Source organism: Brevundimonas sp. FV2ps16, assembly GCF_058681075.1.
This window is the reverse complement of record NZ_CM178728.1, coordinates 2,719,146-2,744,518: the sequence shown is the minus strand read 5'-3', so window position 1 is coordinate 2,744,518 and position 25,373 is coordinate 2,719,146. Positions and strand designations below refer to the sequence as shown.

At 66.6% G+C, this 25,373-nt stretch carries 20 protein-coding genes; 13 read left to right on the top strand and 7 right to left on the bottom strand.

Features of this window, described 5'->3' with window-relative positions; all coding sequences use genetic code 11:
• Positions 1 to 20: 20 nt before the first annotated feature.
• Both ACW170_RS13200 and ACW170_RS13195 read right to left on the bottom strand, forming a co-directional pair.
• Positions 21 to 1,067, bottom strand: coding sequence for an alpha/beta hydrolase (locus ACW170_RS13200; RefSeq protein ID WP_492087106.1), 1,047 nt, complete (start codon positions 1,065 to 1,067; stop codon positions 21 to 23).
• A 104-nt stretch (positions 1,068 to 1,171) separates the two neighbouring features.
• Positions 1,172 to 2,377, bottom strand: coding sequence for a pyridoxal phosphate-dependent aminotransferase (locus ACW170_RS13195; protein ID WP_492087105.1), 1,206 nt, complete (start codon positions 2,375 to 2,377; stop codon positions 1,172 to 1,174).
• A gap of 124 nt (positions 2,378 to 2,501) precedes the next feature.
• Here ACW170_RS13195 and ACW170_RS13190 point away from each other — a divergent pair, with 124 nt between their 5' ends.
• The 13 genes from ACW170_RS13190 to ACW170_RS13130 all read left to right on the top strand — a co-directional run bounded on the left by ACW170_RS13190 (position 2,502) and on the right by ACW170_RS13130 (position 17,249).
• Positions 2,502 to 3,215, top strand: a complete 714-nt coding sequence (locus ACW170_RS13190) for a TVP38/TMEM64 family protein (protein WP_492087104.1) — start codon at positions 2,502 to 2,504, stop codon at positions 3,213 to 3,215.
• 282 nt (positions 3,216 to 3,497) lie between these two features.
• Complete coding sequence (locus tag ACW170_RS13185) at positions 3,498 to 4,538, top strand: rod shape-determining protein (protein ID WP_008260883.1); 1,041 nt, start codon at positions 3,498 to 3,500, stop codon at positions 4,536 to 4,538.
• A 149-nt stretch (positions 4,539 to 4,687) separates the two neighbouring features.
• Positions 4,688 to 5,782, top strand: coding sequence for a rod shape-determining protein MreC (gene mreC / locus ACW170_RS13180; protein WP_492087103.1), 1,095 nt, complete (start codon positions 4,688 to 4,690; stop codon positions 5,780 to 5,782).
• Positions 5,779 to 6,297 carry a hypothetical protein gene (locus ACW170_RS13175; RefSeq protein ID WP_492087102.1) on the top strand — a complete coding sequence of 173 codons (519 nt, stop codon included), beginning with the start codon at positions 5,779 to 5,781 and terminating at the stop codon, positions 6,295 to 6,297. The genes mreC and ACW170_RS13175 overlap by 4 nt, the downstream gene beginning before the upstream one ends.
• A complete protein-coding gene (gene mrdA / locus ACW170_RS13170; RefSeq protein ID WP_492087100.1) occupies positions 6,294 to 8,294 on the top strand; it encodes a penicillin-binding protein 2 in 2,001 nt (666 codons plus the stop codon). Before ACW170_RS13175 ends, mrdA begins: the two co-directional genes overlap by 4 nt.
• Positions 8,294 to 9,448: a rod shape-determining protein RodA gene (gene rodA, locus ACW170_RS13165; RefSeq protein ID WP_492087099.1), complete on the top strand. Its 1,155-nt coding sequence runs from the start codon at positions 8,294 to 8,296 to the stop codon at positions 9,446 to 9,448. Before mrdA ends, rodA begins: the two co-directional genes overlap by 1 nt.
• 67 nt (positions 9,449 to 9,515) lie before the next feature.
• Complete coding sequence (locus ACW170_RS13160; protein ID WP_492087098.1) at positions 9,516 to 10,529, top strand: LacI family DNA-binding transcriptional regulator; 1,014 nt, start codon at positions 9,516 to 9,518, stop codon at positions 10,527 to 10,529.
• Between the two features lie 64 nt (positions 10,530 to 10,593).
• On the top strand, positions 10,594 to 11,748 hold the full coding sequence (locus ACW170_RS13155) for a fumarylacetoacetate hydrolase family protein (protein WP_492087097.1): 1,155 nt from the start codon (positions 10,594 to 10,596) through the stop codon (positions 11,746 to 11,748).
• Positions 11,745 to 12,503, top strand: coding sequence for a D-xylose 1-dehydrogenase (gene xylB, locus ACW170_RS13150; protein WP_492087096.1), 759 nt, complete (start codon positions 11,745 to 11,747; stop codon positions 12,501 to 12,503). Before ACW170_RS13155 ends, xylB begins: the two co-directional genes overlap by 4 nt.
• Positions 12,504 to 12,559: 56 nt before the next feature.
• Positions 12,560 to 13,993, top strand: coding sequence for a sugar porter family MFS transporter (locus tag ACW170_RS13145; RefSeq protein WP_492087095.1), 1,434 nt, complete (start codon positions 12,560 to 12,562; stop codon positions 13,991 to 13,993).
• Between the two features lie 80 nt (positions 13,994 to 14,073).
• Positions 14,074 to 15,516: an aldehyde dehydrogenase family protein gene (locus tag ACW170_RS13140; RefSeq protein ID WP_492087094.1), complete on the top strand. Its 1,443-nt coding sequence runs from the start codon at positions 14,074 to 14,076 to the stop codon at positions 15,514 to 15,516.
• A gap of 3 nt (positions 15,517 to 15,519) precedes the next feature.
• Entirely contained in the window at positions 15,520 to 16,371 is an 852-nt protein-coding gene (locus ACW170_RS13135) for an SMP-30/gluconolactonase/LRE family protein (RefSeq protein ID WP_492087092.1), read from the top strand.
• Complete coding sequence (locus ACW170_RS13130) at positions 16,368 to 17,249, top strand: aldose 1-epimerase (protein WP_492087091.1); 882 nt, start codon at positions 16,368 to 16,370, stop codon at positions 17,247 to 17,249. Before ACW170_RS13135 ends, ACW170_RS13130 begins: the two co-directional genes overlap by 4 nt.
• Here ACW170_RS13130 and pelA read toward each other — a convergent pair.
• The 5 genes from pelA to ACW170_RS13105 form a co-directional block, all read right to left on the bottom strand.
• Positions 17,246 to 18,325 carry a pectate lyase gene (gene pelA / locus ACW170_RS13125; protein ID WP_492087090.1) on the bottom strand — a complete coding sequence of 360 codons (1,080 nt, stop codon included), beginning with the start codon at positions 18,323 to 18,325 and terminating at the stop codon, positions 17,246 to 17,248. The two genes, ACW170_RS13130 and pelA, sit on opposite strands and share 4 nt — an antisense overlap.
• An 89-nt stretch (positions 18,326 to 18,414) precedes the next feature.
• Positions 18,415 to 21,816: a TonB-dependent receptor domain-containing protein gene (locus ACW170_RS13120; protein WP_492087089.1), complete on the bottom strand. Its 3,402-nt coding sequence runs from the start codon at positions 21,814 to 21,816 to the stop codon at positions 18,415 to 18,417.
• Between the two features lie 240 nt (positions 21,817 to 22,056).
• On the bottom strand, positions 22,057 to 23,685 hold the full coding sequence (locus ACW170_RS13115) for a family 43 glycosylhydrolase (protein ID WP_492087088.1): 1,629 nt from the start codon (positions 23,683 to 23,685) through the stop codon (positions 22,057 to 22,059).
• Positions 23,686 to 23,831: 146 nt separating this feature from the next.
• The gene (locus ACW170_RS13110) at positions 23,832 to 24,470 is read right to left on the bottom strand and encodes a 2-dehydro-3-deoxy-6-phosphogalactonate aldolase (protein ID WP_492087087.1); all 639 of its coding nucleotides are present in this window, start codon (positions 24,468 to 24,470) and stop codon (positions 23,832 to 23,834) included.
• Positions 24,467 to 25,372, bottom strand: a complete 906-nt coding sequence (locus tag ACW170_RS13105; protein WP_492087086.1) for a 2-dehydro-3-deoxygalactonokinase — start codon at positions 25,370 to 25,372, stop codon at positions 24,467 to 24,469. Before ACW170_RS13105 ends, ACW170_RS13110 begins: the two co-directional genes overlap by 4 nt.
• Position 25,373 lies beyond the last annotated feature (1 nt).

Below are 25,373 nucleotides of genomic sequence, written 5' to 3'. Positions count from 1 at the left end.
CTGGTCGGCGATGGCCTCGTCTATCGTCCGAGCAGAACCTCTGGACCCAGCGTATGGCCCCGACCCGGATGCGTGACGAACCGCGTCCGCTCGGGGGCAAGGACGCCGGACGCGGCCTGGCGCTGGCGATCCTCGCGAACCTGCGAGTCCAGGCTGCCGTAATGCAGGCTCATCGGGGCGTTCCAAGCGGCGAAACGGGTCGCGATAGGGCGGTCGTCCGTGAACCAGGACTTCCACCAGCCGTAGCTAAAGGCGGGCGTCTGGGCATTGGGGTAGGGGACGTCGTCGGCCTGGGCCAGGGCGGCTGTCTTGCCCTGCTCGTACAAGGTCGTCTGCACCGTCCGAACCGAGGCGATCTCTTCGGCGCTCCAGGCGCCGTCGGGCTGAAGGAAGGGCTCCAGTCGACCGAAGACGCCGGAGGGCGTGGTCTGCCAAGTCTTGCGGACTTCGTCGTTGGTGACGACGCCGTCGCCATCCTCGTCCATCATCAGAAGCGAATCCGCATCCCGACCGGTGGATTGCCATTTGACGGCTGAGACCTTGCTTTCCAGCGGGGCGCCCATGCCGATGATCAGGTCGGGTGCGGACTGCCGGCCGCCGTCCGCGACGCCGGCGACGTGAACTGCACCCTCGGAATGGGCGAAGATCACAATGCACTTGGCGTTCAGACCGGCGGGAGAGCGGGCCCAGGCCAAGACGGCTTCCGCGTCCAGGCTCAGGTTCTCGGCCGTAACGCCGGGAATGGCCAGGGCGTCCACGGCCGAGGCGGGCGGCGCGTTGAAGGTCACGCCGCGCCGGTCGTATCGAACTGCGGTCAGGCCACGCGCCGCGAACCTCTGACCGAGATCCTTGAAGACGGCGTCGCGCGGCGTGCCGGATCGGCCAAACCTCATGTCGCGGTCGAAAGCGCCGGTGCCCGCCACCAGGATGACGGCGCCGATAGGGACTGCGTCCGGCCGGTCGGTCACCCCTTGAAGAACATAACCGTCGGCGGATGCGACCGAGAAGGGCTCGGGGGCGGGTTCCACCGAAGTCGCTAAGGCCAAAGCAGCAAAGAGTGCGAGCATGACGTCTCCCTTGTTCAGACGGTCATCTGAACGGCAGGGCTGTCATCATGCAAGCGTCGAGTGTGCTGCATGTCGGGCGGAGGCGAGGCCCCCGCCCGAAATTGTCAGCGCAGCGAGGCCGCGAAGCGCTGGATGCGGGTGCAGGCTTCTTCCAGCACGGCGTCGGAGGTGGCGTAGCTGATGCGGAAATAGGGCGACAGACCGAAGGCCTCGCCCTGGACCACGGCCACGCCTTCGGCGTTCAGCAACTCGGCGGCGAAGGTCGAGTCGCCGTCGATGACTACGCCCGCTTCCGTCGTCTTGCCGATCAGGCCGGTGATGGACGGATAGACGTAGAAGGCGCCTTCGGGCGTTGCGCAGGTGATACCCGTCGCCTGGTTCAGCATCGAGACGACCAGGTCGCGACGCTTCTCGAAGGCGGCCTTGCGCTCGGGGATGAAGTCCTGGGTTCCGTTCAGGGCCTCGACCGCCGCCCACTGGCTGATGCTGGTGGGGTTGGAGGTGGTCTGGCTGGCCACCTTGCGCATCAGGTCGATCAAGGGCTTGGGACCGCCGGCGTAGCCGATGCGCCAGCCGGTCATGGCATAGGCCTTGGACACGCCGTTGACCGTCAGGGTGCGGTCGATCAGGTCGGGCGCGACCTGGGCGATGGTGAAGTATTCGAAGTCGCCGTAGACGAGGTGCTCGTACATGTCGTCGGTCAGCACCCAGACGTGCGGGTGGCGACGCAGGACGTCGGCCAGAGCCAGCAGCTCCGCCTGGGTGTAGGCGGCGCCCGTGGGGTTGGACGGGCTGTTCAGGATCAGCCACTTGGTGCGGGGCGTGATGGCGGCCTCCAGCACCTCGGGACGCAGCTTGAAGCCGTCCTTCTCCTCGCCGATCACGGTGACAGGCTCGCCGCCGGCCAGCAGCACCATGTCGGGGTAGGAGACCCAGTAGGGGGCGGGCACGATGACCTCGTCGCCGGGGTTCAGGGTGGCGACCAGGGCGTTGAAGATGACCGGCTTGCCGCCGGGGGCGACGTGGATCTGCGACACGTCGTAGGTCAGGCCGTTCTCGCGCGCGAACTTGGCCACGATGGCCTTCTTCAGCTCGGGCATGCCGTCGGCGTCGGTGTATTTGGTTTCGCCGCGGTTGATCGCGTCGATGGCGGCCTGTTTGATATTCTCGGGGGTGTCGAAGTCCGGCTCTCCGGCGCCGAGGCCGATCACGTCGCGGCCCTCGGCTTTAAGCTTCCGGGCCTGGGCGGTCACGGCGATGGTGGCCGAAGGCTTGACGCGGGCGAGGGCGGAAGATTGCAGGCTGGACATGGGTATCCCGTCGATCTTGGAAGGTTCGTGCCGGGGAAGGCGGGGTTCCTTACGCGCGGTCGCCGTCCGGGACAATCCGCCGACGCTCGCTAATCGCCGGTCACGGTGATAAGCGGCCCGTCTGATGCGCTGGATCCTCGATTTCCTGTCCAATATGGAGGCGCGGCGCTGGCGCGCCGTGCTGGCGACGGTCGTGTTGCTGGGCGCGATGGTCGCCCTGTTCGCCTTGGGCAAGAGCCAGATGGGGCTGGACGCCGAGGTGCGGCTTGAAGCCTGGCTGGGCGGGTTCCGGCATGGGCCGTGGGGGCTGCCGGCGGCGGTGATCGTGTTCACGGTCGCGGCCTTCTTCGGGGCGCCGCAGTTCATCTTGATCGCCGCGTGCGTCGTGGCCTTCGGGCCGTGGTTCGGTTTTCTGTACAGCTGGCTCGCCACGGTCGCCTCTGCCGCGGTCACCTACTGGATGGGGCGCGGGCCGACGGCGCGGCTGCTGGAGCGGCACGGGGGCAAGACGGTCGGGCGGCTGACCCGGTTCGTGGGCCAGAACGCCTTCTACGCCAGTTTCATGATCCGCAATGTGCCCTCGGCGCCCTTCATCGTCGTCAATATGGCGTTCGGCGCGGCGCGGGCGTCCTTCCCCGGCTTCCTGGCCGGGTGCGCCCTAGGTGTGCTGCCCAAGACGGCCCTGGTGGCCTTCTTCGGCGGATCCTTCATGACGGCGGTCAGCGGTGACGGGATCTGGACCTCGGCCATATTGGCGGGGGTCGCCCTGGCCTGGTTGGGGCTGATGCTGGGCGTGCGCGAATGGGTCAGACGCCGCGAGGTCGCACGCGGCGACTGAATTGCGGGCGCGAAGGCAGCATGTTTCACAGGCCGTTCGTCCCCCTCATGACGCTATCGTGAACGGCCTCAAGGGCCAAGCTTATACAGGGCTGGGGGTGAACTGGGGTCCGTCACGCGAAGGGGGTTGTATTCCCTGTTTCATACGGGCACACGAGCCAGCGGTAGGCATGGCGAAGACGATCAGGAAGCTGTCCGGCAAGGGGATGTCAGGGCAGCGGGGCGTCGCCAGGTCAACTGCGAAACTGACGCCCTCGGTCAAAGAACAACGGTATCGATTCCCATGAGCTTTTCCCTTTTCGGCGCGATCTCCAACGACATCGCGATGGACCTGGGCACCGCCAACACCCTGATCTACATGAAGGGCAAGGGCATCGTCCTGAACGAGCCTTCGGTCGTGGCCCTGCGTAATGTCGGCGGACGCAAGATCGTCCACGCCGTGGGCATAGAGGCCAAACAGATGCTGGGCCGCACCCCGGGCCATATGGAAGCCATCCGCCCGATGCGCGACGGCGTCATCGCCGACTTCGAAGTCGCCGAAGAGATGATCAAGCACTTCATTCGCAAGGTGCATAACCGCAAGGGCTTCGTGAATCCGAAGATCATCGTCTGCGTGCCGTCCGGCGCCACGGCGGTCGAGCGTCGCGCCATCAACGACTCCTGCCTTAACGCTTCGGCCCGCCGCGTGGGCCTGATCGACGAGCCGATGGCCGCCGCGATCGGCGCCGGCCTGCCGATCCACGAACCGACCGGCTCGATGGTCGTCGACATCGGCGGCGGCACCACGGAAGTCGCCGTCCTGTCGCTGTCGGGCATCGTCTATTCGCGTTCGGTCCGCGTCGGCGGCGACAAGATGGACGACAGCATCATCAGCTACATGCGTCGCAACCATAATCTGCTGATCGGCGAGACGACCGCCGAACGCATCAAGAAGGACATCGGCACCGCCCGTATTCCGGCCGACGGCGAAGGCCTGTCGATCGAGGTCAAGGGTCGTGACCTGATGCAGGGCGTGCCGCGCGAGGTGCGTATCTCGGAACGCCAGGCCGCCGAAGCCCTGGCCGAGCCGGTGACCCAGATCATCGAGGCCGTGAAGGTCGCGCTGGAAGCCACCCCGCCGGAACTGGCCGCCGACATCGCCGACAAGGGCATCATGCTGACGGGCGGCGGCGCCCTGCTGCGCGGCCTGGACATCGAGATCCGCGACCATACCGGCCTTCCGGTTTCGGTAGCTGACGATCCGCTGTCGTGCGTCGCCATCGGCTGCGGCCGCGTTCTGGAACATCCGCGCTGGATGAAGGGCGTGCTCGACTCGGCGCTCTGATCAATTCGTCTGCAGCCGGGTGAGAACCTGGCTGCAAATCCTTTCGGGCCTGCGTGATCGACGGTTCCATTCCGGCCCCGATTTTGCGATAGGCAGGCAGACGGCAGGGGTCCCTTGCCGATTCCAACCCCTTGTGTGGAAGGTCGCCCGTGGCGTTTCGCGACGGCCCCTTTGAGAACCTGAAGGTGCCGCTGGCCTGGACCGCCGCGGTGGTCGCTGTCGTGGGCATGGTCGGGGCGGGTCTTCTGCTGGTCAGCGACCGCACGGCGCCTGACGGCGCCGCTGGCTATAATGCTGTGCGGGGCGCGACGGAAACGGTGACGGGCCCGGTCAGTGGAGTTCTGGCCGCGCCGGTGCGCTGGGTCGGGGCGGTGACGGACTATGTCGGCGGCTATTTCTTCGCCGTGTCCGAGAACCGGCGCCTTAAGGCCGAACTGGCCGAGCTGCAGCCGTGGCGGGACCAGGCCATCGCTCTGAAGAACATCAACGGCCGATACGAGGCCATGCTGGATCTGCGGACCGAGCCGGCCGTCCCCATGTTGACGGCGCGGGCGATCTCCGAGAGCCGGGGTCCGTTCAAGAACGCTAAACTGATCGACGTCGGTGCGGGCAAGGGCGTGCGGATCGGCAATCCGGTCATCAACGAACATGGCCTGGTCGGCCGCGTGACCGGCGTGACGGGCGGGGTCAGCCGCATGGTCCTGCTGACCGACGTGGCGTCGCGTACGCCGGTGCTGGTGGACCGCACCGACGCTCGGGCCCTGCTGACCGGCGACGGCAGCGGCAATCCCCGGCTGGAGTTCGTGCGCGGCGCCGGATCAGTGCAGGCGGGCGACCGTATCCTGAGTTCCGGCGACGGCGGCGGCCTGCCGCGCGGCATCCCGATCGGCATCGCCGCCAAGGGCATCGACGGCAGCTGGCGCGTCAAGCTGTTCAGTGATCGCGGCGCCATCGACTATGTCCGGGTGCTGCTGTTCCAGGACTTCGGTCAGCTGATCGATCCGAACGCGCTGAACGCTCCGCCTCTGGCCGGCTTGACCACCGCCCCGCCGCCCAGCGAGGCGCAAGTCGGCGCCATCGGCGATGCGGCTGCGCGTCGGCAGGCGGCGGCAGAGACCCAGGCGGCCCGTGTGCGCGCCGCTACAGCGGCGCCGGCTGCGGCGCGTCCAGCACCGGTTCGCTCCGCCGAGACAGCGCCCCAGACGCCGCCGGGGCCCGCGCCGACCCCGGGGGGCGCGACGTGAGACGGCCGGTCGCGGTCCGCGTCGTCGGGCCCCTGCAGTGGATCGTCTATCCGGCCCTGGCGGCGGTCGCCGCCACCATCGTCTTCGCCACCCCTGTCGAACTGTTCGGCCTGACCTTGCCCGAGCCTGTGTTCCCCATGGTGCTGGCCTTCGCCTGGCCGCTGATCCGCCCGTCGATGACGGCGCCGGCGGTGCTGTTCGTGCTGGGCCTGTTCCTGGACCTGTTCTGGGGCGGGCCTCTGGGGCTGTGGTCGCTGTGCCTGATGGGGTTCTATGCGGTGATCCTGTTGTCGCGCAATCTGTTGGCGGGGCATGAGGGATTGATCCGTTTCGCCTGGTATGCGGCCTGCACCCTGGGCGCCTTCCTGACGGCCTATGTGATCGTGGCGATCCGGGCGACCAATCCGCCGTCGATCCTGTCGCTGATCGGCCAGGTCACGCCCACCCTGATCCTGTATCCGATCGCGGACTGGATGCTGGAACGGTTCGACGACGGGGACACGCGCTTCCGATGAGCGGCGAACCCTCCATCTTCTTCGCCGACGTCAACGAGCGCCAGGGCTCTTTCCTGCGCCGCGCCTTCGTGTTCGGCGGCCTGACCGCCCTGGGCGTGACGGCCCTGGTGGGGCGGCTGGCCCAGCTTCAGGTCGTTCAGGCCCAGGAATATGCGACCCTGTCGTCGCAAAACCAGTTCAACTTCCGCATGGTCCCGCCGCCGCGCGGCCTGATCAAGGACCGCAACGGCGTGGTCATCGCCGGCAACCGGCCCAGTTTCCGGGTGCTGGTGGTCCGCGACGAAACCAAGGATCTGGACCAGACGCTGGACCTGCTGGGCCGTCTGCTGCCCGACACGCTTGAGCGGCGCCGCGCCATCATCCGCGACGTTAACGCCTCGTCCAAGTTCAACCCGGTCCCGGTCAAGAGCGACCTGACCTGGGAAGAGTTCGCCAAGGTCAATCTGTACGCCAACGAGCTGCCCGGCGTCATGGCCGACATGAACGACGCCCGCTACTATCCCTTCGGCGGTTCGTTCGCCCATGTCATCGGCTATGTCGCCAAGGTCAATGACCGCGACATCAAGGCGATCCGTGACAAGGGCGAGACGCCGCCGCCGCTGCTGTTCAACCCCAGTTTCCGCATTGGCCGCCAGGGGGTGGAGCGGTCGCTGGACGAGGCGCTGCGCGGAGAGCCGGGCGGCAATCGCGTCGAGGTGGACGCCCGTGGCCGGGTGGTGGCCGAAGATGTCGGCGGGTCACGGCCTGCCGTGCCGGGCCAGGAGGTGGTCCTGACTTTGGACGCCGATGTCCAGAACAGGGCGCTGGAAGTGTTCGGCGAAGAGGCCGGCGCCTGCGTCGTGATGGACGTGCGCAATGGCGATATCCTGGCGATGACGTCCGCGCCCTCGTTCGATCCAAACCTGTTTGTCGGCGGCGTGCCGTCCAAGACCTATGCGGCGTTGCGCGACTATGAGCGTCGCCCGCTGACGGACAAGGCGCTGGCGGGAACCTTCGCTCCGGGCTCGACCTTCAAGCCCGTCGTCGGCCTCACGGCTCTGAAGCGGGGAGGCGATCCGAACCGACGTATCGTCTGCAACGGCGCCTATTATTTGGGACGCCGGTTCGCCTGTCTGGGACGTCACGGCTCGCAGGACATGCGGGAAGCGATCAAGAACTCCTGCAACGTCTACTTCATGACGCTGGCCGTGGAGATGGGGCCGGACGCCATCGCCGAGACGGCGCGGGAAATGGGCTTCGGCCAGACCTTTGACATCGGCGTACCGGGCCAGAAGCCCGGCCTGGTTCCCGACCGCAAGTGGCGACGCGAAAATCCCGTCCGGGGCGACGGCAAATGGTATCCGGGGGAAACGCCCAGCTACGGGATCGGGCAAGGGGCCCTGACGGTCAACGCCTTGCAACTGGCCGTTTATGCCTCACGGCTGGCCAATGGTCGCAAGGCCGTCATGCCGCGACTGATCAAGTCGATCGGAGGCGTCGAGCAGGGCGCTGACCGAACCTTCGCAGACCTTCCCTATGACCCCGCCTTCGGGCAGGTGATGCGCGAGGGCATGGAGGCCGTGACGGACATCGGCGGCACCGGCTTCAGAAACAGCCAACTGGGTCTGGGCGATATTCGTATGGCCGGCAAGACCGGCACGGCTCAGGTGCAGAACTATGGCGCGGGCTCGCGCAAGGGCGCGGGCCGACCCTGGGGCCAGAAGGACCACAACCTGTTCATCGCCTTCGCGCCTGCCGACAATCCGCGCTATGCGGTGTCCGTGATCGTGCAGCACGGAGGCCTGGGCGGCGGGACCGCCGGGGCGCCGCGGGCGCGCGAGGTGATGAAGGTGGCGCTGCTGAAGGATCCGGAAATGCGTGCGCGCATGGAGCGGCCGCCGGCGCCGGAGCCGGAGCCGGTTGAGCCGACTCCCCTGGACGAGCCGCCGGTCGTGGCTGAGGCCACGCCGCAGCCCCTCGCCGTCGAGCCGCCTGTTTCTCCGAACGAGCCGCTCTGATGACCGCTTCCGCCCTGTCCCGTCCCGGCGAGCGCGAGCGCGTTTCGACCAAGATCAGCCAGATCGACTGGCGTCTGCTGCTGCTTATCTGCGCCGTCGCTGGGGCGGGCGGGCTGATGCTCTATTCCGTGGCGGGAGGATCCTGGTCGCCCTGGGCGGCGAAGCATCTGATCCGGTTCGGCGTCTGTCTGGTGCTGATGCTGGGCCTGTCCATGATCAACATCCGGTACTGGTTCGCTCTGGCCTATCCCATCTACGGCGTGGCCCTGTTCCTGCTGGCCCTGGTCGAGACCCCGCTGGGCTATACCGCCCTGGGCGCCACCCGCTGGCTGGACCTGGGCGTCACCCGTATCCAACCGTCCGAGATCATGAAAATCGGCGTCGTTCTGGCCCTGGCGCGTTGGTACCACGGAGCGTCGGCCAAGGAGGCCAGCTTCCACTGGAAGCTGATCATCCCCGTCGGCATCATCGGCCTGCCGTTTATTCTGGTGGCGCACCAACCCGACTTGGGGTCGGCCATGCTGATCGGTCTGACCGGCGCGGCGATCATGTTCATGGCGGGCCTGAACTGGAAGATCATCGCCGCCGTCGCCGCGATCGGCATCGTCGCCGTGCCGCCCTATGTGATGTTCGGCATGCACGACTATCAGCGGCACCGGGTGCTGACCTTCCTGAACCCCGAGGCCGATATGGCCGACAAGGGGTATCAGATCGTCCAGTCGAAGATCGCCATGGGATCCGGCGGCCTGCTGGGCAAGGGCTACGGCCTGGGCAGCCAGAGCCAGCTGGAGTTCCTGCCCGAGCGGCACACCGACTTCATCTTCGCCGCCTTTGCCGAGGAGTTCGGCTTTGTCGGCACCTTCTTCCTGCTGACCGCCTATGCGGCGATCATATTGATTTCACTTCGAATAGCCTCTCTGTCTCATAGTCATTTTGGACGATTGGCGGCGTCGGGCGTCATCGCCACCTTCGCCATGTATGTGCTGATCAACGGGGCCATGGTCATGGGTCTGGCGCCGGTCGTCGGGGTGCCTATGCCGCTGCTGTCGAACGGCGGCACCGTGATGCTGACGGTGATGATCGGCTTCGGTCTGGTGATGGCGACGCGAGTCCACCGATACGCCGAACTGCCGAAGGGGCATGGTCTGATCTGATGGCGTACGCGCCGACCTTCGTCCGGGTGCTGGACATGTGCGCCCAAGCTGTGGTCGTGTCGCGCCGATGACTTCCAAGACCGGCCAGGGCCGCAATCGCACCATGGGCGACATCGCCCGCCTGGCCGGCGTATCGCCGATGACCGTCTCGCGCGTGGTCAATGGCGACGCCCGCGTGCGCGAGGCGACGCGGACCAAGGTCGAGGAGATCATCCGCGAGACCGGCTATGTGCCCGATCCTGCCGCGCGCATTCTGGCGCGGGCGGGGGCAGGGCGGATCGGGCTTTTGTACGCCAACCCGTCCAACGCCTATCTGGCCGAGGTCCTGTCCGGCGCCCTGGAAGGGGCGCGGTCGGTCGGCCTGCTGCTGCTGATCGAGCCGTCGCAGGCCGGGGCGCCGGAGGAGGAGCGCGAGGCGGTGCAGAGGTTGAGCGCGGGCGGCGCGCAGGGGGTGATCGTGCCGCCGCCGCTGGGCGAATCACAGGCCACCCTGGACGCCATCGCCAAGAGCCGGATGAAGGCCGTGGTCCTCGCCGCGCCCGCCGCCAGCGAGGATCTGGTCTCGCTGAAGGTGGACGACGTCGGCGCCGCCCACCAGATGACGAAACACCTGCTGGACATGGGCCATCGCGTGATCGGCTTCATCCTGGGGCGGGAAGACCAGAGCGCGAGCGAGGACCGTCGTCGCGGGGCGCTGGCCGCCATCAATGACGTCGAAGGCGCGGTGCTACAGGTCGAACCGGGCGACTTCACCTATCGGTCCGGGTTCGAGGCCGGACGCCGGCTGCTGGCCCAGGCGCGTCGCCCGACCGCCATTTTCGCCAGCAATGACGACATGGCCGCCGGGGCTCTGGCGGCCGTCCATGCGGCGGGCCTGTCGACGCCACGCGACGTCTCGGTGGTGGGTTTCGACGACACCTATCTGGCCGCCAGCGTCTGGCCCGGCCTGACCACGATCCGCCAGCCGGTCGCCGCCATGGCCCGCCGCGCCGCCATCATCCTGGGTCGCGGCGGCGAGAATTCCGGCCCCGTCGCCCATGAAATGATCCTTCGCGAGAGCACGTCGCCGCCTTCCGATTGACAGGGCGTTTGCGATGCAAGATGGTAGCGCTACCACGTCATAGAGCGTGGAAGGGGAGACGATTTTGAACCTAGCCTCACACCTGCCGGCGGACTGGCGCGATGCGCGCCTGCTGGGACGGATCATGACCCCGGCGGGCCCTTCGCCGGTTCTGGCCAGGGGCGGGCGCCTCTATGACATCTCCGGTCAGGTCGCCACGACCGCTGAGGCCGCGTCTCGCGACGAGTTGGACCGAATCGAAGGCGTCGATCTGGGGGCGCTGGATCAACTGTCGTTCGCCACGACCTGGGACGCGGCAGGCGAGGCGGACATTATCTTGCTGTCGCCGCTGGACCTGCAGTGCATCAAGGCGTCGGGCGTCACCTTTGCGGTCTCGGCCCTGGAGCGGGTGATCGAGGAGCGGGCGCGCGGCGACGCCGACGCCGCCAATGCGGTGCGTCAGTCCATTCTGGATCGGATCGGCGGCGACCTGAAGGATCTGCGGCCGGGCTCTGAACAGGCCGAAGCGGTCAAGGCGCAAATGATCGCCGAGGGGCTGTGGTCCCAGTATCTTGAGGTCGCTATCGGCCCCTATGCCGAGATCTTCACCAAGGCCCCCGTGCTGGCCTCGGTCGGCTGGGGCGCTGAAGTGGGCGTTCGCGCGGATTCGGCTTGGAACAACCCCGAGCCCGAGGTTGTGGTCATCTGCGATCCGGCGGGCCGGCCCGTCGGGGCCAGCCTGGGCAATGACGTCAATCTGCGCGACATCGAAGGGCGTTCGGCCCTGCTGCTGGGCAAGGCCAAGGACAACAACGCCTCCGCCGCCATCGGCCCCTTCATCCGCCTGTTCGACGACGGCTTCGGTATGGACGATGTTCGCGCCGCGACCGTGCGGCTGGAGGTCGAGGGGCAGGACGGCTTCGTCATGACCGGCGAAAGCTCGATGCGGCTGATCAGTCGCGATCCCGAGGAGCTGGTGCGCCAGACCCTGAGCGCCCACCAATATCCCGATGGCTTCGCCCTGTATCTGGGCACCATGTTCGCGCCGATCGACGACCGTGACGCGCCGGGCAAGGGCTTCACCCACAAGATCGGCGATCGGGTCCGCGTCTCGTCCGAGAAACTGGGCGTGCTCGAGAATATCGTGGCCACCTGCGACCAGGCCCCGGCCTGGCGGTTCGGGGTGGTCGAGTTGATGCGTAATCTGGCCGGTCGCGGCCTGCTGGGAGTCTCTGTATGAGTCGCGCCGTCTATCCGTCGCTGAAGGACCGTCTGGTTGTCGTCACCGGCGGCGGTTCCGGCATCGGCGCCGGTTTTACCGAGGCCTTCGCGCGCCAGGGCGCCCGCGTCGTGTTTCTCGACATCGCCGAAACCGAGTCCCGCGCGCTGGAAGCCTCGCTGGCCGAGCTGTCGCCGGCCCCCGTGTTTCATCCCTGCGACCTGATCGACGTCGCAGCGCTGCAGACCTGTCTGGCCGATGTGATCGCGGCCCATGGTCCGATCGACATCCTGATCAACAACGCCGCAAACGACGACCGCCATACGCTGACCGAGGTCACGCCCGCCTATTGGGACAATCGGATCGCGGTGAACCTGCGGCACCTCTATTTCGCGGCCCAGTCGGTCGCGGCCGGGATGCGCGAGAAGGGGCGGGGGGTGATCATAAACCTCGGCTCGATCAGCTGGCACCTGGGTCTGCCCGACCTGTCGCTGTACGAGACGGCCAAGGCCGGCATCGAGGGCATGACCCGCGCCTTGGCCCGCGAACTGGGCAAGGACGGGGTACGGGTGGTCTGTATCGTGCCGGGCAATGTCCAGACCCCGCGCCAGATGAAATGGTACACGCCCGAGGGCGAGGCCGAGATCGTCGCGGCCCAGTGTCTGCCCGGTCGGCTTCAGCCCGAGGACGTCGCCGCACTGGGCCTGTTCCTGGCCTCGGACGACGCACGTTTGATTACAGGCCACGAGTATTTCGTGGACGCAGGCTGGCGATAGGCTTTCCTGCGACGTTCAACGCCCGCGTCAGACGGGCTCTTTGGGAGTAGATCGAAATGGCAGGACCAACGGGGGGCTCTGGCCCGGATATCGCGGGGGATGACCGCGTCAACATGGCCTTCATCGCCCTGATTGTGGCGGTCGCCACCATCGGCGGCTTCATGTTCGGCTATGATTCCGGCGTCATCAACGGCACCCAGGACGGGCTGGAGGCGGCCTTCAACCTGTCGGCGCTCGGCACCGGGTTCAATGTCGGCGCCATCCTGCTGGGTTGCGCCGTCGGCGCCTTCATCGCCGGCCGCCTGGCCGACGCCATCGGTCGCCGCACGGTGATGCAGATCTCGGCGGTCCTGTTCATCATCTCGGCCTTCTGGGCCGGCGCAGCCGACACCTCGGCCCACTTCATCATCGCCCGCTTCATCGGCGGGCTGGGCGTCGGCGCGGCCTCGGTGCTGTCGCCGGCCTATATCTCCGAAGTCACCCCGGCCTCGATCCGCGGCCGGCTGTCGTCGGTGCAGCAGATCATGATCATCACCGGTCTGACCGGGGCCTTCGTGGCCAACTATGTGCTGGCCCGCACCGCCGGCGGATCGACCGCTGACTTCTGGCTGGGCTTCCCCGCCTGGCGTTGGATGTTCTGGCTGCAGGTCATCCCGGCCGCCGTCTATCTGCTGGCCCTGCTGGTGATTCCGGAAAGCCCGCGTTATCTGGTGGTCAAGAAGAAGGACGCCCAGGCCGAGGCCGTGCTGTCCAAGCTGTTCGGCGCCGGCGCCGGCGCGCGCAAGGTTCAGGAAATCCGCGCCTCCCTGGCCGCCGACCACAAGCCCAAGTTCTCGGACCTGCTGGACCCGACCACGCGAACCGTGCGCCCCATCGTCTGGGCTGGACTGATCCTGGCCGTTTTCCAGCAACTGGTCGGCATCAACATCGTCTTCTACTACGGCGCCGTGCTGTGGCAGTCGGTCGGCTTTTCCGAGAACGACGCGCTTCAGATCAACATCCTGTCCGGCGTTCTGTCGATCGCGGCCTGTCTGGCGGCCATTTCGGTCATCGACAAGATCGGCCGCAAGCCGCTGTTGCTGATCGGTTCGGCCGGCATGTTCGTGACCCTGGCGGTCGTGGCCTGGTGCTTCTCGCGCGCGGCCCTGATCGATGGTTCGCTGCACTTGGACGACAACACCGGCCTGACCGCCCTGATCGCGGCCAACGCCTATGTGGTCTTCTTCAACTTCAGCTGGGGCCCGGTCATGTGGGTCATGCTGGGCGAAATGTTCCCGAACCAGATGCGCGGTTCGGCCCTGGCCGTCGCCGGCTTCGCCCAATGGATCGCCAACTTCGCCATCTCGGTCAGTTTCCCCTGGATGGCCGCGACGCTGGGTCTGGTCGTCACCTACGGCTTCTATTCGGTCAGCGCCCTGATCTCCTTCTTCCTGGTCCAGGCCTGGGTGAAAGAGACGCGTGGTCGCGAACTGGAAGACATGACGGGCTGATTTCCCGCCCCTCGATACCTATCTCCCCGAGACGGGCGGCGCTCCCCCGCCGCCCGTCAGCCTTATGAAAAGGACATCCCATGACCGACACGCTTGAACTCTCGCACTGGATCGGCGGCGAAAAGGTCTCCGGCGCGTTCGCCGGCGAGAGCCTGAACCCGTCCGACACGCGCGACGTCGTGGCCCGCACGCCCAAGGGCGGAGCGGCCGAGGTCGATCAGGCCGTCGCCGCCGCCCGCGCCGCCTTCCCCGGCTGGTCCGACGCTTCGCCGGAAGTCCGTTTCGATGTGCTGGACAAGGCCGGGTCGTTGATCATGGCGCGCGCCGCCGAGATCGGCCGCCTGCTGGCCCGCGAAGAGGGCAAAACCCTGCCCGAGGGCATCGGCGAGACCATGCGCGCCGCCCGCATCCTTAAGTATTTCGCCGGCGAGGCGCTGCGCGTCCACGGCCAGAACCTGGCCTCGACCCGTCCGGGCGTCGAGATCCAGACCTATCGCCAGGCCGTCGGCGTGTTCGGTCTGATCACCCCGTGGAACTTCCCCATCGCCATTCCGGCCTGGAAGATCGCCCCGGCCATCGCCTTCGGCAACACGGTCGTCATCAAGCCCGCCGGCCCCACCCCGGCCACGGCCGAGGCCCTGATCGCCGTCCTGCATGAGGCCGGCCTGCCCAAGGGCGTGGTCAATATGGTCATCGGCGACGGCGACGTCGGCCGCGCCATCGTGGCCCATCCGGGCGTGGACGGCATCAGCTTTACCGGCTCGCAGGCCGTGGGCGCCGGCGTCGCCGAGGGCGCGATGAAGCGTCAGGCCCGGGTCCAGCTGGAGATGGGCGGCAAGAATCCGCTGATCGTGCTGGATGACGCCGACCTGGACCGCGCCGTCGCCATCGCCCTGGACGGCAGCTTCTTCGCCACCGGCCAGCGTTGCACCGCCTCCAGCCGCCTGATCGTTCAGGACGGCATCCACGACCGCTTCGTGAAGGCGCTGGGCGAGAAGGTTGCGGCCCTGCGCGTCGGCGACGCCCTGGACTCCAACACCCAGATGGGCCCGGCAGTCAGCGAAGCCCAGCGCGAAACCTCGTACAAGTACATCGACATCGCCAAGGAGGCCGGCGGCCGCATCGTCACCGGCGGCGAGCGTCTGAACCTCGACAAGCCGGGCTGGTACGTCCAGCCGACCCTGATCGCCGACACGGTCGCCGACGCCCGGATCAATAACGAAGAGGTCTTCGGCCCCGTCGCCTCGACCATCCGCGTCGCCTCCTATGAAGAGGCTCTCGCCGTCGCCAACGGCGTCGAATTCGGCCTGTCGGCGGGCATCGTCACCCAGTCGCTGAAATACGCGCGCGACTTCCAGAAGAACGCCCGCGCCGGCATGACCATGGTCAATCTGGCCACCGCCGGGGTCGATTATCACGTGCCGTTCGGCGGATCGAAGAAGTCGAGCTATGGCTCCCGGGAACAGGGCTTTGCTGCGGTGGAATTCTACACCCAGATCAAGACCTCCTACTCGGCGAGCTGATTTATGAGCGTTGAACTGGTCTGGGACATCCAGGCGGAGCTGGGCGAAGGCCCCGTCTGGGACGCCGAGCGCAAGGCGGTGTGGTTCGTCGACATCAAGGGTCGCAAGCTGCACCGCTATACGCCCGCGAGCGGCGAGACCGTTTCGTGGGATACGCCGGACCAGACCGGTTTCGCCCTTCCGGCGGACGACGGGTCGCTGATCTGCGGGGTTCGGGGCGGGTTGCACCGCTTCGACCCCGAGACGGGCGTCTTCACCCTGATCCAGCCGGTTGAGGAAGACCGGCCGCAGAACCGACTGAACGACGGCTTTGTCGCGCCGGACGGCTCGCTGTGGTTCGGGTCGATGGACGACAGCGAAGAGGTCCAGACCGGCGCCCTCTATCGCTGGTTCCAGGGCGAGCTGACCCGGCATGACGACGGCTACGGCGTGACCAATGGGCCGTGCCTGAGCCCGGACGGCCGGATTCTGTATCACCACGACACCCTGGCCAAGACGGTCCTCGCCTTCGACCATGCGGACGGAGTGCTGTCGAACCGGCGGGTCTTCGCCGTCACCGAGGACGGTTACGCCGATGGACCCAGCATGGATTCCGAAGGCGTCCTGCACGTCGGCCTGTTTAACGGCTGGGGCGTGGCGAAGTTCGCTCCCGACGGCCAGCGGATCGGCAAGATCGAGGTTCCGGTCCAGACCGTGACCAAGGCGGCCTTCGGCGGCGAGGATCTGCGCGATGTCTATATGACCACGGCCTGGCTGGGGAATGCCGACAAGCGCGGCGAACAGCCGACCCTGGGCGGCCTGTATCGTGTTCGGGTCGAGACGCCGGGCCTGCCCCAGAACAAGATCCGCCTGTGAGCCTGCTGATGCTGACGGCCGGGGACTGGCGCGCGACCGTGGCGCCGGAGCAGGGCGGGGCGATCCTGAGCCTGGACTGGCGGGGACAGCCTGTGTTCCGACCGACGCCCGAAGGGGCGACCGACATGCTGGAGACGGCCTGTTTCCCCCTGGTCCCCTACGCCAACCGGATCGCCGACGCCCGGTTCGGTTTCGAGGGCCGGGACGTGCGTCTGACGGCGCTCGAACGGTTCGCACCCCACGCTCTGCACGGCGACGGCTGGCTGAACCCCTGGGCGGTCGAGACCGCATCGGAGGACCGCGTCGAGATGAGCCTTCAGTGGCCGGGTGACGTCGATACTGACGGCGCGGGTTGGCCCTGGCCCTGGCTGGCGCGGCAGACCGTTCGACTGTCCGAAGACGGTCTCGAGATCGTCCTGTCGATGACCAACACCGGGGATGCGGTCATGCCGGCCGGCCTGGGTCTGCACCCCTATTTCCACAAGTCTGCCGACAGTCGCCTCAGCCTTTCGGCGACGGGGGTCTGGCTGACCGACGCGCGTGAAATCCCTGAGCGGCTGGCGGCGCCCGCTGCTGTGACGGACTGGAGCGGCGGTCTGGCCTTGGCCGAGGCTCCTTTCGTCGATCACGCCTATGCCGGCTGGAACGGCGAGGCGGTCATGGAAGGCGGGGGCCGGCGCGTGATCATGCGCGGCGGGCCTGGCGCAGACTGGGCGCAGGTCTATGCGCCCGTTGGCGCGGACTTCTTCTGTGTGGAGCCTGTGACCCATCGGCCGGACGTGCTGAATGCGCCGGCAGGCGAGCAGGGCGGTCTGGCGCGGCTGCTGCCAGGCGAAAGCCTGAGCTTGATCATGACCGTTACGGCCGAAGCCCTCTAAGGCGTGGGCAGGCCCAGCCGGGTCCGCCATGCTGGATAATCAACATTGATCAAGGCGGCGGGCCAGGTCCCGACATAGTGGTAGCCGGCGCGGCGCTCCTGCTCGATCTCGGCCAGGCTGGCGCGAGCGATGGACTCCCGGCCCATGAAGATCGGCGCGTCCGTCCTCAGGTCATAGAAGCGGGCCCACAGCGGACCTTCGCCCGGCGCCGCCACGATGCGGCGATCCGGCTTGCCGTCGGTCTGGATGTTCTCGACGCGGAGGTCCGGCAGGGCCACAGCCTGGAACCAGTCCAAGGCGCCCTCGACCGCAGCGATCACTTCGGGCGAGGGGCGGTCGATGCTCATCAGAAAGCGAACGACGCCGACGCTTTCATTGCCGGACAGCGACGGGGGTTCGAACCGGCGGGCCCAGGCGGGTTCCAATGTCGCGGCGTCATGCTGGGCGCACCAGGCGGTCAGGCGACCGTTGCGACGCACCTGGGTCTTCAGGATCAGGGCCGTTCCCGCCTCAACCGCTTGGGCCGCGCGGGCGCGGCGCGCGGCGTCGACGAAGGCGTAGGGCGGTTGACCGGCGGCGACGCCCTGCAACAGGCGCAGGACGCGGACCATGGCGTCGTCATTATAGGTGATCTGGTCGTAATAGCCGCCCCGCAGCGGATAGAACTGGGGCCATCCGCCGTTCGGCCGTTGCGCCTCCAGCAGATAGTCCAAACCCCGCTCGAAAGCGGGCCGCGTGGTCTCGTCGCCCGCGCTTATGACACGCGCTAGAAAGTCGAGCGGCAGGGTGGTGCCGTCGTTATCGATGGTGTTGGTCAGGCCCGGATCGGCGTCTGGGCGGGGAGGGGCGAACAGGTCGGTGTTCTTGGGCCATCCGCCTTCGGACGACTGGTGCAGGACCACCCTCGCGGCCATGTCCCGTGCAGCGTCGGACCCGTACCAATCCGCCGGCCGCCGCACCACCTGCGACCCCCAGGCGGGTGCGTCCGTCTGAGGTGCGGCAAAAACGGGGGCCGGTGCGGTCGAGCACAGGATCAGGGCGATGGTCGATGTCAGGATCAGACGACGCGGGCTCATGAGACTCTTTCCGACTTCACTCAAAAATTAAGGGGCGCCGATGCTCCGGCGCCCCTTCAGGTTCGTTCCTTTGGGAGAAGGTGACGAGCTTAGAAGATGAAGCGGGCGCCGACGAAATACTGGCGGCCGGTGCTGCCGTAGCTGTTGACCAGCGGGTCGTCCTGATAGGCCCAGCGCTCGTCGGTCTGGTTCGTCAGGTTCAGGGCTTCGGCCGTGATCGTGACATTATCCGTCAGCTTGTAGGTGAAGGCCGCGTCGACGTTCAGGGTTTCGTTCGAGCCTATGAAGTCGTTGATCAGCGGGGCGTCGCACTGACCCGGATCGCAGCCGCCCGCCGCCAGCGGATAGGTGGTCTGATAGGCGGCGCGATAGGCGGCCGAGACACGAGCGCTCCAGCGCGGGACTTCGTAGAAGACGGTCGCGTTGAAGGATTCCGGCGAAGCCCCCAGGAAGGGCGCGGTGCCCGTCAGATTGCGCGCCGGGTCCAGGATATATTCCAGCTCGGACTCGATGTTGGTGTAGTTGGCCTGAAGCCCGAAGCCGTCGAAGGGCGCCGGCAGGAAGGTGAAGTTCTGCTGATAGGCGATCTCGAACCCGGACAGGGTTCCGCCGGGCGCATCGTCATACTGGCGCAGCACGAAGGGCTGATCCGCGTCGATATAGGCGCGGCGGCTGTCCGATGCGAGATCGACCAGGCCGTCATAGGCGGCGCGCAGATTGGCGATCTGTTCCGCGTCGAAGATGTCGCTCAGCTTGCCTTCGCGCAGCACGACCTGCGGGAAGCTCTCGATCTCCTTGTGGAAATAGGCGACCGACAGCAGGGCGTCCTTGGCGAAATACCATTCGACGTTGAAGTCGAGATTGGTCGCGCGGAACGGCTTCAGCTTGGTGTTGCCCAGAGTGATCTGGGCGTTGGAGCCGTCAAACTCGGCTGCGGCGCCGGCTACGCCGACAGGCACGGTGAAGGCGGTGACGCCGGGTTGAAGCGCCGTCATCTGCGGTCGGGCCATGACCTTGGAGGCCGCGAAGCGGAAGATCAGCTTGTCGTTGGGCTCCCACGCCAGGTTCAGCGACGGCAGGGTGTCGTTGTATTCGTTGTCGTTGGTGATGGGGCGGCCGCTGGGCGAACGGCCGCGCGACTCCACGCTGGTCTCGGCGCGGCGCAGGCCGGCGTTGCCGCGCAGCGTGCCGATCGGCAGCGGCAGGTCGAAGTCCATCTGGCCGTAGTAGGACAGGCTTTCCTCATCGACCCAGAAGGTGTTGACCCCGCCGTTGCGCAGATCCGACAGACGCCAGTCGCCCCACTCGTTGATGCAATCGCAGTCGAAGCCGAAGCGGTTCTGGAAGGCCTGCAGGTTCGGCGCGAAGAAGGAGGTCGGCATGCCGTCCGGCACATCCAGACCATCGCCCCAACTCACCGCCTGACCCATGTCCCCGACCGTGGTCGCCTGGGCCAGGCCCGTATTCACCCCTTCCAGCAGGCTGGGGTTCATGGTGTCGGAGACCAGCCGTTCGAAACGCGTATAGTAGAAGTCGAACTTCCGCTTGCCGATGCCGAAGCGGAAGGTGACCTGATCGTTATAGTCCCAGCGGAAGTCGGCCTTGGCCGTCTGATAGCCGTTCTCGGTGACGGTGCGGAACGCGCGTAGAGCGGAGTAGCCCTTGACGAAATCCCAGTTGTTCGGGTCGGCCACATCGAAACCGAAGTCGATGAACGGCATGTCGCCGCCCGCGCGGTCGTCATAGACGAAATAGTCGTTGCCGGCGACGCCCTGGCCGGAGTCCAGACGGATGAAGTCCGCCAGCAGGCCGGTGTTCTCGTTGGTCGATTCCGAGTCGCCGATCAGCAGCGACATGCTGAAACGATCGCTGAAGTCATGCTCGATATTGATCGAGTTCTGACGGAACTTCGTGGTGTAGGATCCCTGGTCCACCGCCGAACGCATGTCGACATTGCCCAACACCAGATAGTTGGCGTTAGCCCCGGTCGCGCTAAGCCCCGCATCCATCAACCGCACCGACGGCCGCCCAATAAACGCGCCCCGCCGCGCCAGATAGTCCGGATGGGCGATATAACCGACCGAAGCCGGCTGGTTGTAGTAGTCGTAGACCTCAAGGTTGTTCGGATTGAAGCTGCCGGTTCCGGCGTTCAAGGTCTGGCTCGTCGCGCCTGGCGCAGTGGTAAACAGCGGCGTGCTGCCATAGAGAGACTGGCCGCAGTCGATGGCGTCGCGGAACTCCGTCGCGGCCTGAGCCGTGCAGTTGGCATAGACGCTTCGCCGGTTGCGATAGCTGTTGTTGCCAGAACTGGCCGTGGGTTCAGTGAAATAGCTGAACGACGTCAGTGTGCGGTTGCCGTTGGTGTTGTTGCGGTTCAGCCCGACCGGTCCGATCTGGTAGTTGGTCGAGGTCTGGGTCATCTCCGAATAGAGATTGTCGAAGTTGATCGTCGTACGATCCGTCGGTCGCCATTGGCCCGACAGGGTCACGCCCAGACGGTCCTGTTCGACCTCGCGGTGGTTGAGCGTCGCCAGGGCGGGAATGCGGACCAGGGATCCGCGCGTGCCGCCGCCGTTGATCAGGGCGTAGGCCTCGGGGTCCGACCCGATCAGATAACCGAGGGCCTCTGGATTGGTCACGCGGGGCAGGGCCGAAAGCGGAGTTCCGATGGGCAGGGCGAAACCCTGATGATCACCGGCTGAGTTGGACCCGACGTTGTTGAACGTCGCGCCGCGATAGGCGTAGTCCATGGACCCGACTTGACGCTGATAGCTGTCGATCACCTGCTTGCGTTCATTGTAGGCGAGAGAGCCCAGCAGGCCGAACTCGCCGATCTTGCTGGTCCAGCGGTCCGACGCCAGCAGGGCGACGCGGGGGCTGTGGTTGCCGCCGTTCTCGTAATAGGCGTCCTGAAGGGTCAGGGCGAGACGACGCTCGGAAAAGTTGAACGGACGGCCCGAGATCAGATCGACCGTCGCTCCCAGAGAGCCTTCGTCGGTCTGGGCGTCGGCGGACTTCTGCACCTTCAGCGAGTTGAACAGTTCCGACGCGAAGGTGTTGAACTGGAAGCCCCGATCCCGGCGCAGGGCGCCGTCGGCGCTGCTGGCGCCCGAAGTCGACAGGGTTTCGAGGCCGTTCAGCCGAACCCGTGTGAAGTCGCCGCCCAGACCGCGCACCGAGATCGAATTGCCTTCGCCGTTCTCACGGTCGATCGAGACGCCGGGGATCCGCTGCAGGGATTCCGCCAGGTTGGCGTCCGGGAAGTCCGCGATGTCCTCGGCATTGATCACATCGACGATGGTGTTGGAGCGGCGCTTCTCGCTGAGCGCGCTGGCCAGCGAGGCGCGGATGCCGGTAACGACGACTTCATCGACCGTCGCGGCCTGCTCAGTCTCCTGAGCAAAAGCAGGGGCGGCGAACAGCATCGCCCCCATCAAGATCGCCGCCGGCGAGGCCGCCGCGCGCAAATGTCCTATGGTTTGGTTTTGCATCCGTTCCCTCCGTTTCATCCGCTCCAGCCTCTGACGGGCCGGATGCCGATATCCCCGTCCCTCGCTCACCGGGGGACAGCCTGCTTCATTTCACTACGATCCAACGACCGTCTTGCAATGTCACCGGTGTCATATGGCTAAAATAAGGCGAGCGCCAGCCCCAAATTTTGCTTTCGGATCCCGCAGTGTTGGACGCGCCAACGGCGGTAGGGCCGGGCGGCCCTCCGCCGTGGGTTGCTGTTACAAGGCTTTGAACTTGAAATTGCGGAAGCGCGCCTCACCGTCTCCTGCCGCGTAGAGACCGGGACGCAGCATCATGAAGCCGCCGCGAACATTCTGATTATAACCGGAAACTTCCATGCCTCGGTCGAACCGGGACCAAGTCTGGCCGTCGGGCGAGGTGTCGAAATAGAGGTTCTGGTAGGCGTTGGTCAGGCGGATGAACATGCGTCGGCCGTGCGGATTCGCCGGGCGTCCGCGTTCGATTCCGTACTGGTGGGTGACGAACCTCTGGGCGTCGAATCCGAGGCCGGCATATAAGGCGCGGTCATAGAACAGGATAAGACCCGCCACGGCCCCCGAGTCGATCTCGATCTCGCATTCGATCTGATACGCCTGCTCGCCCTGGACGAAGGTCAGGGGTGAGCAATCGACGGGCGCCTTGCCCTTGGCCCGCATGTGCAGCACGCCGTTCTGGCGACGCAAGCGGTCCTTTTCGTTGGGCTGCGGGTCGTAGAAGCTCCACTGAAGGCCGAACTTGTCGGTGGAGAAATCATCCGACAAGGCCATGCCGTGAGGTACGGCCTGGCCACCCTTGGGCTTGGGAATTGGCTGCGACAGATCGCCGCCCTTGGCGTGGAACCAGCCGTCTTCGGTCCATTCAATGGGATCCAAAAGCGTCTGACGGCCCAGGCTCCAATAGGCGTTCTCATAGCCGTGATAGACCATCCACCAGTCGCCGGCGGTCGGCCCTTCCACTAGGGTGGCGTGGCCGCGCGACCACCATTTTTCCGCACCAGACCGGGTGCGTACGATCGGGTTATGGGGGCAGTCTTCCCAGGGGCCATTGATCGATTTCGACCGGGCGGCGATGACCATATGGCCGGTGGGCGGTCCGGCGGTGCCGCCGATGGCGGTGATCATGTAGAAATACTCGCCGCGTTTCAGCAGCTTGGGTCCTTCCTGGGCGAAGCCTTCAACGATCCAATCGTCGGGATAGCGCCACGCCTTGTAGACGCCCTTGTCCACCGGCCCATCAAGGGCCAGGCCATCATCGGTCAGCTTCACTCGGTCGCCGCCGCTCAGGAACAGATAGCGTTTGCCGTCTTCGCCGACGATGTGGCCCGGATCGATGTGCGCCGGAAGTTTCAGATCGATCGGCTCGCTCCACGGCCCTTCGATCCGGTCAGCCCAGATGACATAGTTGGAGCGGTATTCGGGAAAACGGGCGGGAATGTAGCAGTAGAAGCGCCCCTCGTGCTTGATCAGCTCCGGCGCCCAGACCGAGCCGATATTGGTGGTCAGGGCCGCGGTCACCGGCCGCCAGTTCACCAGGTCGCGCGAATGCCAGATGTGTATGCCCGGCACCGACTCGAACGACGAGAAGGTCATATAGTAGTCTTCGCCGTCCTTCAGGATCGACGGATCCGGGTGGTCGCCGGCGACGATGGGATTGAGGAATGTGCCGTCGCCGAGGTCGGCCATCCGCTGGCCCTCGACGCCGCGACGCCATTTCATGTGCGCCCATTCCCGCCCCAGGGGCGCGGCTTCCTCATGGGTCTGGGCGAAGGCGGCGCGAACGGGCAGGGCCGAGGCCGCGACGCCGCCCAGCAGGCCGGCCAAGGCGGCCCGGCGGTCGATGAATCTCATGGTCGTTTCCTCGTCTGCTCTTATTGGCCGAAGCGAGCGACATAGGAGCCGGGCTGTGTCACCGGTGTCAATTTGAAAAAGCGCGACATCCTGCCCAAGGTGATCGGACGGAGTGGACGTTTTGGATAGGGCGGGCCAGGCCTTGCTCAGCGCGCCGGGGCGGCGGCGGTCCAGGCCGAGACGAAGGCGGCGGCGTTGCGGCCGACCTCTTCAGCAGACTGGCCGGGCTTGAACACGGCGGAGCCGATGCCGAAGCCGGAAGCGCCGGCGGCCAACCACTGAGCCATGCTGTCGGGATCGACGCCGCCCACGGGATAGACGCGGGTGGCGGCGGGCAGGACGGCGCGGACGGCCTTCAGACCCGGCGTTCCCGCGACCTCGGCCGGAAACAGTTTCAGGGCGTCGGCGCCGGCTTCTAGGGCTGCAAAGGCTTCGGACGGAGTGAAGAAGCCGGGCAGGGACAGCAGGTCCAGCGCCTTGGTCTCGCGGATCACGTCGGTATTGGTGTTGGGCGAGATGATCAGCTGACCGCCGGCCTGCGCGACCTCGCGCGCGGCGGCGACGGTCAGGACCGTGCCGGCGCCGACCAGGGCGCGGCCGTCCAGGGCTGCGCGCAGACGGCGGATGCTCTCCAGCGGATCGGGTGAGTTCAGCGGCACTTCCAGGCAGCGGAAGCCGGCAGCGACGATGGCTTCCCCGACCGCGACCGCCTCGTCAGGCGTCAGCCCGCGCAGGATGGCGATCAGCGGCAGGGCGTCCAGGCTTTCGACGGTGGGGGTAATCATCGGGATACAGCCTCGTGAATGCGCCACAGGCCGAGGGCCGTGGCGGCGGCGCCGTCCGCGATGCGGACGTCTTGGAAATCGCCCAGGGCCAGAGCGGCGGCGTAGCGGCGACACAGGGGCTCGGCGCCGATCAGGATGATCGGACGGTCGCGAGCGTCGACCTGGGCGGTGATCTCGGCCCCGATCAGCAGGCCGGACAGATAGTCGGCGGCGGCCGCGGCCGAGAGCCGCCCCGCGAGACCTTCGACCCGCACCGAGAATAGGTTGGCGGTCACGGCCGGGTCGTGCAGCGCCCGCGCCACGCCGGCGGCGAAGGCGTCGTCATCCACGCCCGGATCGCCCATGTCGGCGCCCAAGATCGTGCCTTTGCGGATGGCGGCGAACAACTCGCCGGTCATGAAGGTGCGGAAACCGGTGATCCGGGCCTGGGCGGTGCGGACCCATTTGCTGTGGGTGCCGGGACCGACCACTACGGCGTCGTCCTGAAGGTCCAGACCCAGGACCTGGGTCTCTTCGCCGCGCATCACGTCTTGCAGGCGGCCGTCTTCAAACGCCGCGACGCCGGGTACTAGGCGGACCAGAGGCGCGTCATCCGGCGAAGCGACGGCGCCGGCCAGATCCGTGACGCCGGCGGGGCAGGGCAGATAGGCCATTTCTCGCCAACGGCCGCGTGCGCCGGCCATGCCGCTGACCAGGACAGGCAGGCCTTCATCCAACCAGTCGCCGGCGACGTCCTGAAGGACGTCGTGGAACTGGTCAGGCGTCAGGCCGCCCGCGCCGCGCGGGTCCGAACGACTGTCCAGAACCCGCCCGCCTTCGGCGATCCGGATGGCGCGCAGATTGCTGGTGCCCCAGTCAATGCCGATAAGGCCTGGTCCGATCAGACCTGTCGTCAAGCTCACC

Coding starts and splice junctions, on each gene's coding strand:
- rodA (WP_492087099.1), top strand. CDS start 8,294: ATGACCGCTTCCGCCCTGTCCCGTCCCGGCGAGCGCGAGCGCGTTTCG.
- ACW170_RS13110 (WP_492087087.1), bottom strand. CDS start 24,470: ATGATTACCCCCACCGTCGAAAGCCTGGACGCCCTGCCGCTGATCGCC.
- ACW170_RS13190 (WP_492087104.1), top strand. CDS start 2,502: ATGCGCTGGATCCTCGATTTCCTGTCCAATATGGAGGCGCGGCGCTGG.
- ACW170_RS13195 (WP_492087105.1), bottom strand. CDS start 2,377: ATGTCCAGCCTGCAATCTTCCGCCCTCGCCCGCGTCAAGCCTTCGGCC.
- xylB (WP_492087096.1), top strand. CDS start 11,745: ATGAGTCGCGCCGTCTATCCGTCGCTGAAGGACCGTCTGGTTGTCGTC.
- ACW170_RS13115 (WP_492087088.1), bottom strand. CDS start 23,685: ATGAGATTCATCGACCGCCGGGCCGCCTTGGCCGGCCTGCTGGGCGGC.
- pelA (WP_492087090.1), bottom strand. CDS start 18,325: ATGAGCCCGCGTCGTCTGATCCTGACATCGACCATCGCCCTGATCCTG.
- ACW170_RS13160 (WP_492087098.1), top strand. CDS start 9,516: ATGACTTCCAAGACCGGCCAGGGCCGCAATCGCACCATGGGCGACATC.
- ACW170_RS13185 (WP_008260883.1), top strand. CDS start 3,498: ATGAGCTTTTCCCTTTTCGGCGCGATCTCCAACGACATCGCGATGGAC.
- ACW170_RS13140 (WP_492087094.1), top strand. CDS start 14,074: ATGACCGACACGCTTGAACTCTCGCACTGGATCGGCGGCGAAAAGGTC.
- ACW170_RS13145 (WP_492087095.1), top strand. CDS start 12,560: ATGGCAGGACCAACGGGGGGCTCTGGCCCGGATATCGCGGGGGATGAC.
- ACW170_RS13120 (WP_492087089.1), bottom strand. CDS start 21,816: ATGCAAAACCAAACCATAGGACATTTGCGCGCGGCGGCCTCGCCGGCG.
- ACW170_RS13135 (WP_492087092.1), top strand. CDS start 15,520: ATGAGCGTTGAACTGGTCTGGGACATCCAGGCGGAGCTGGGCGAAGGC.
- ACW170_RS13200 (WP_492087106.1), bottom strand. CDS start 1,067: ATGCTCGCACTCTTTGCTGCTTTGGCCTTAGCGACTTCGGTGGAACCC.
- mrdA (WP_492087100.1), top strand. CDS start 6,294: ATGAGCGGCGAACCCTCCATCTTCTTCGCCGACGTCAACGAGCGCCAG.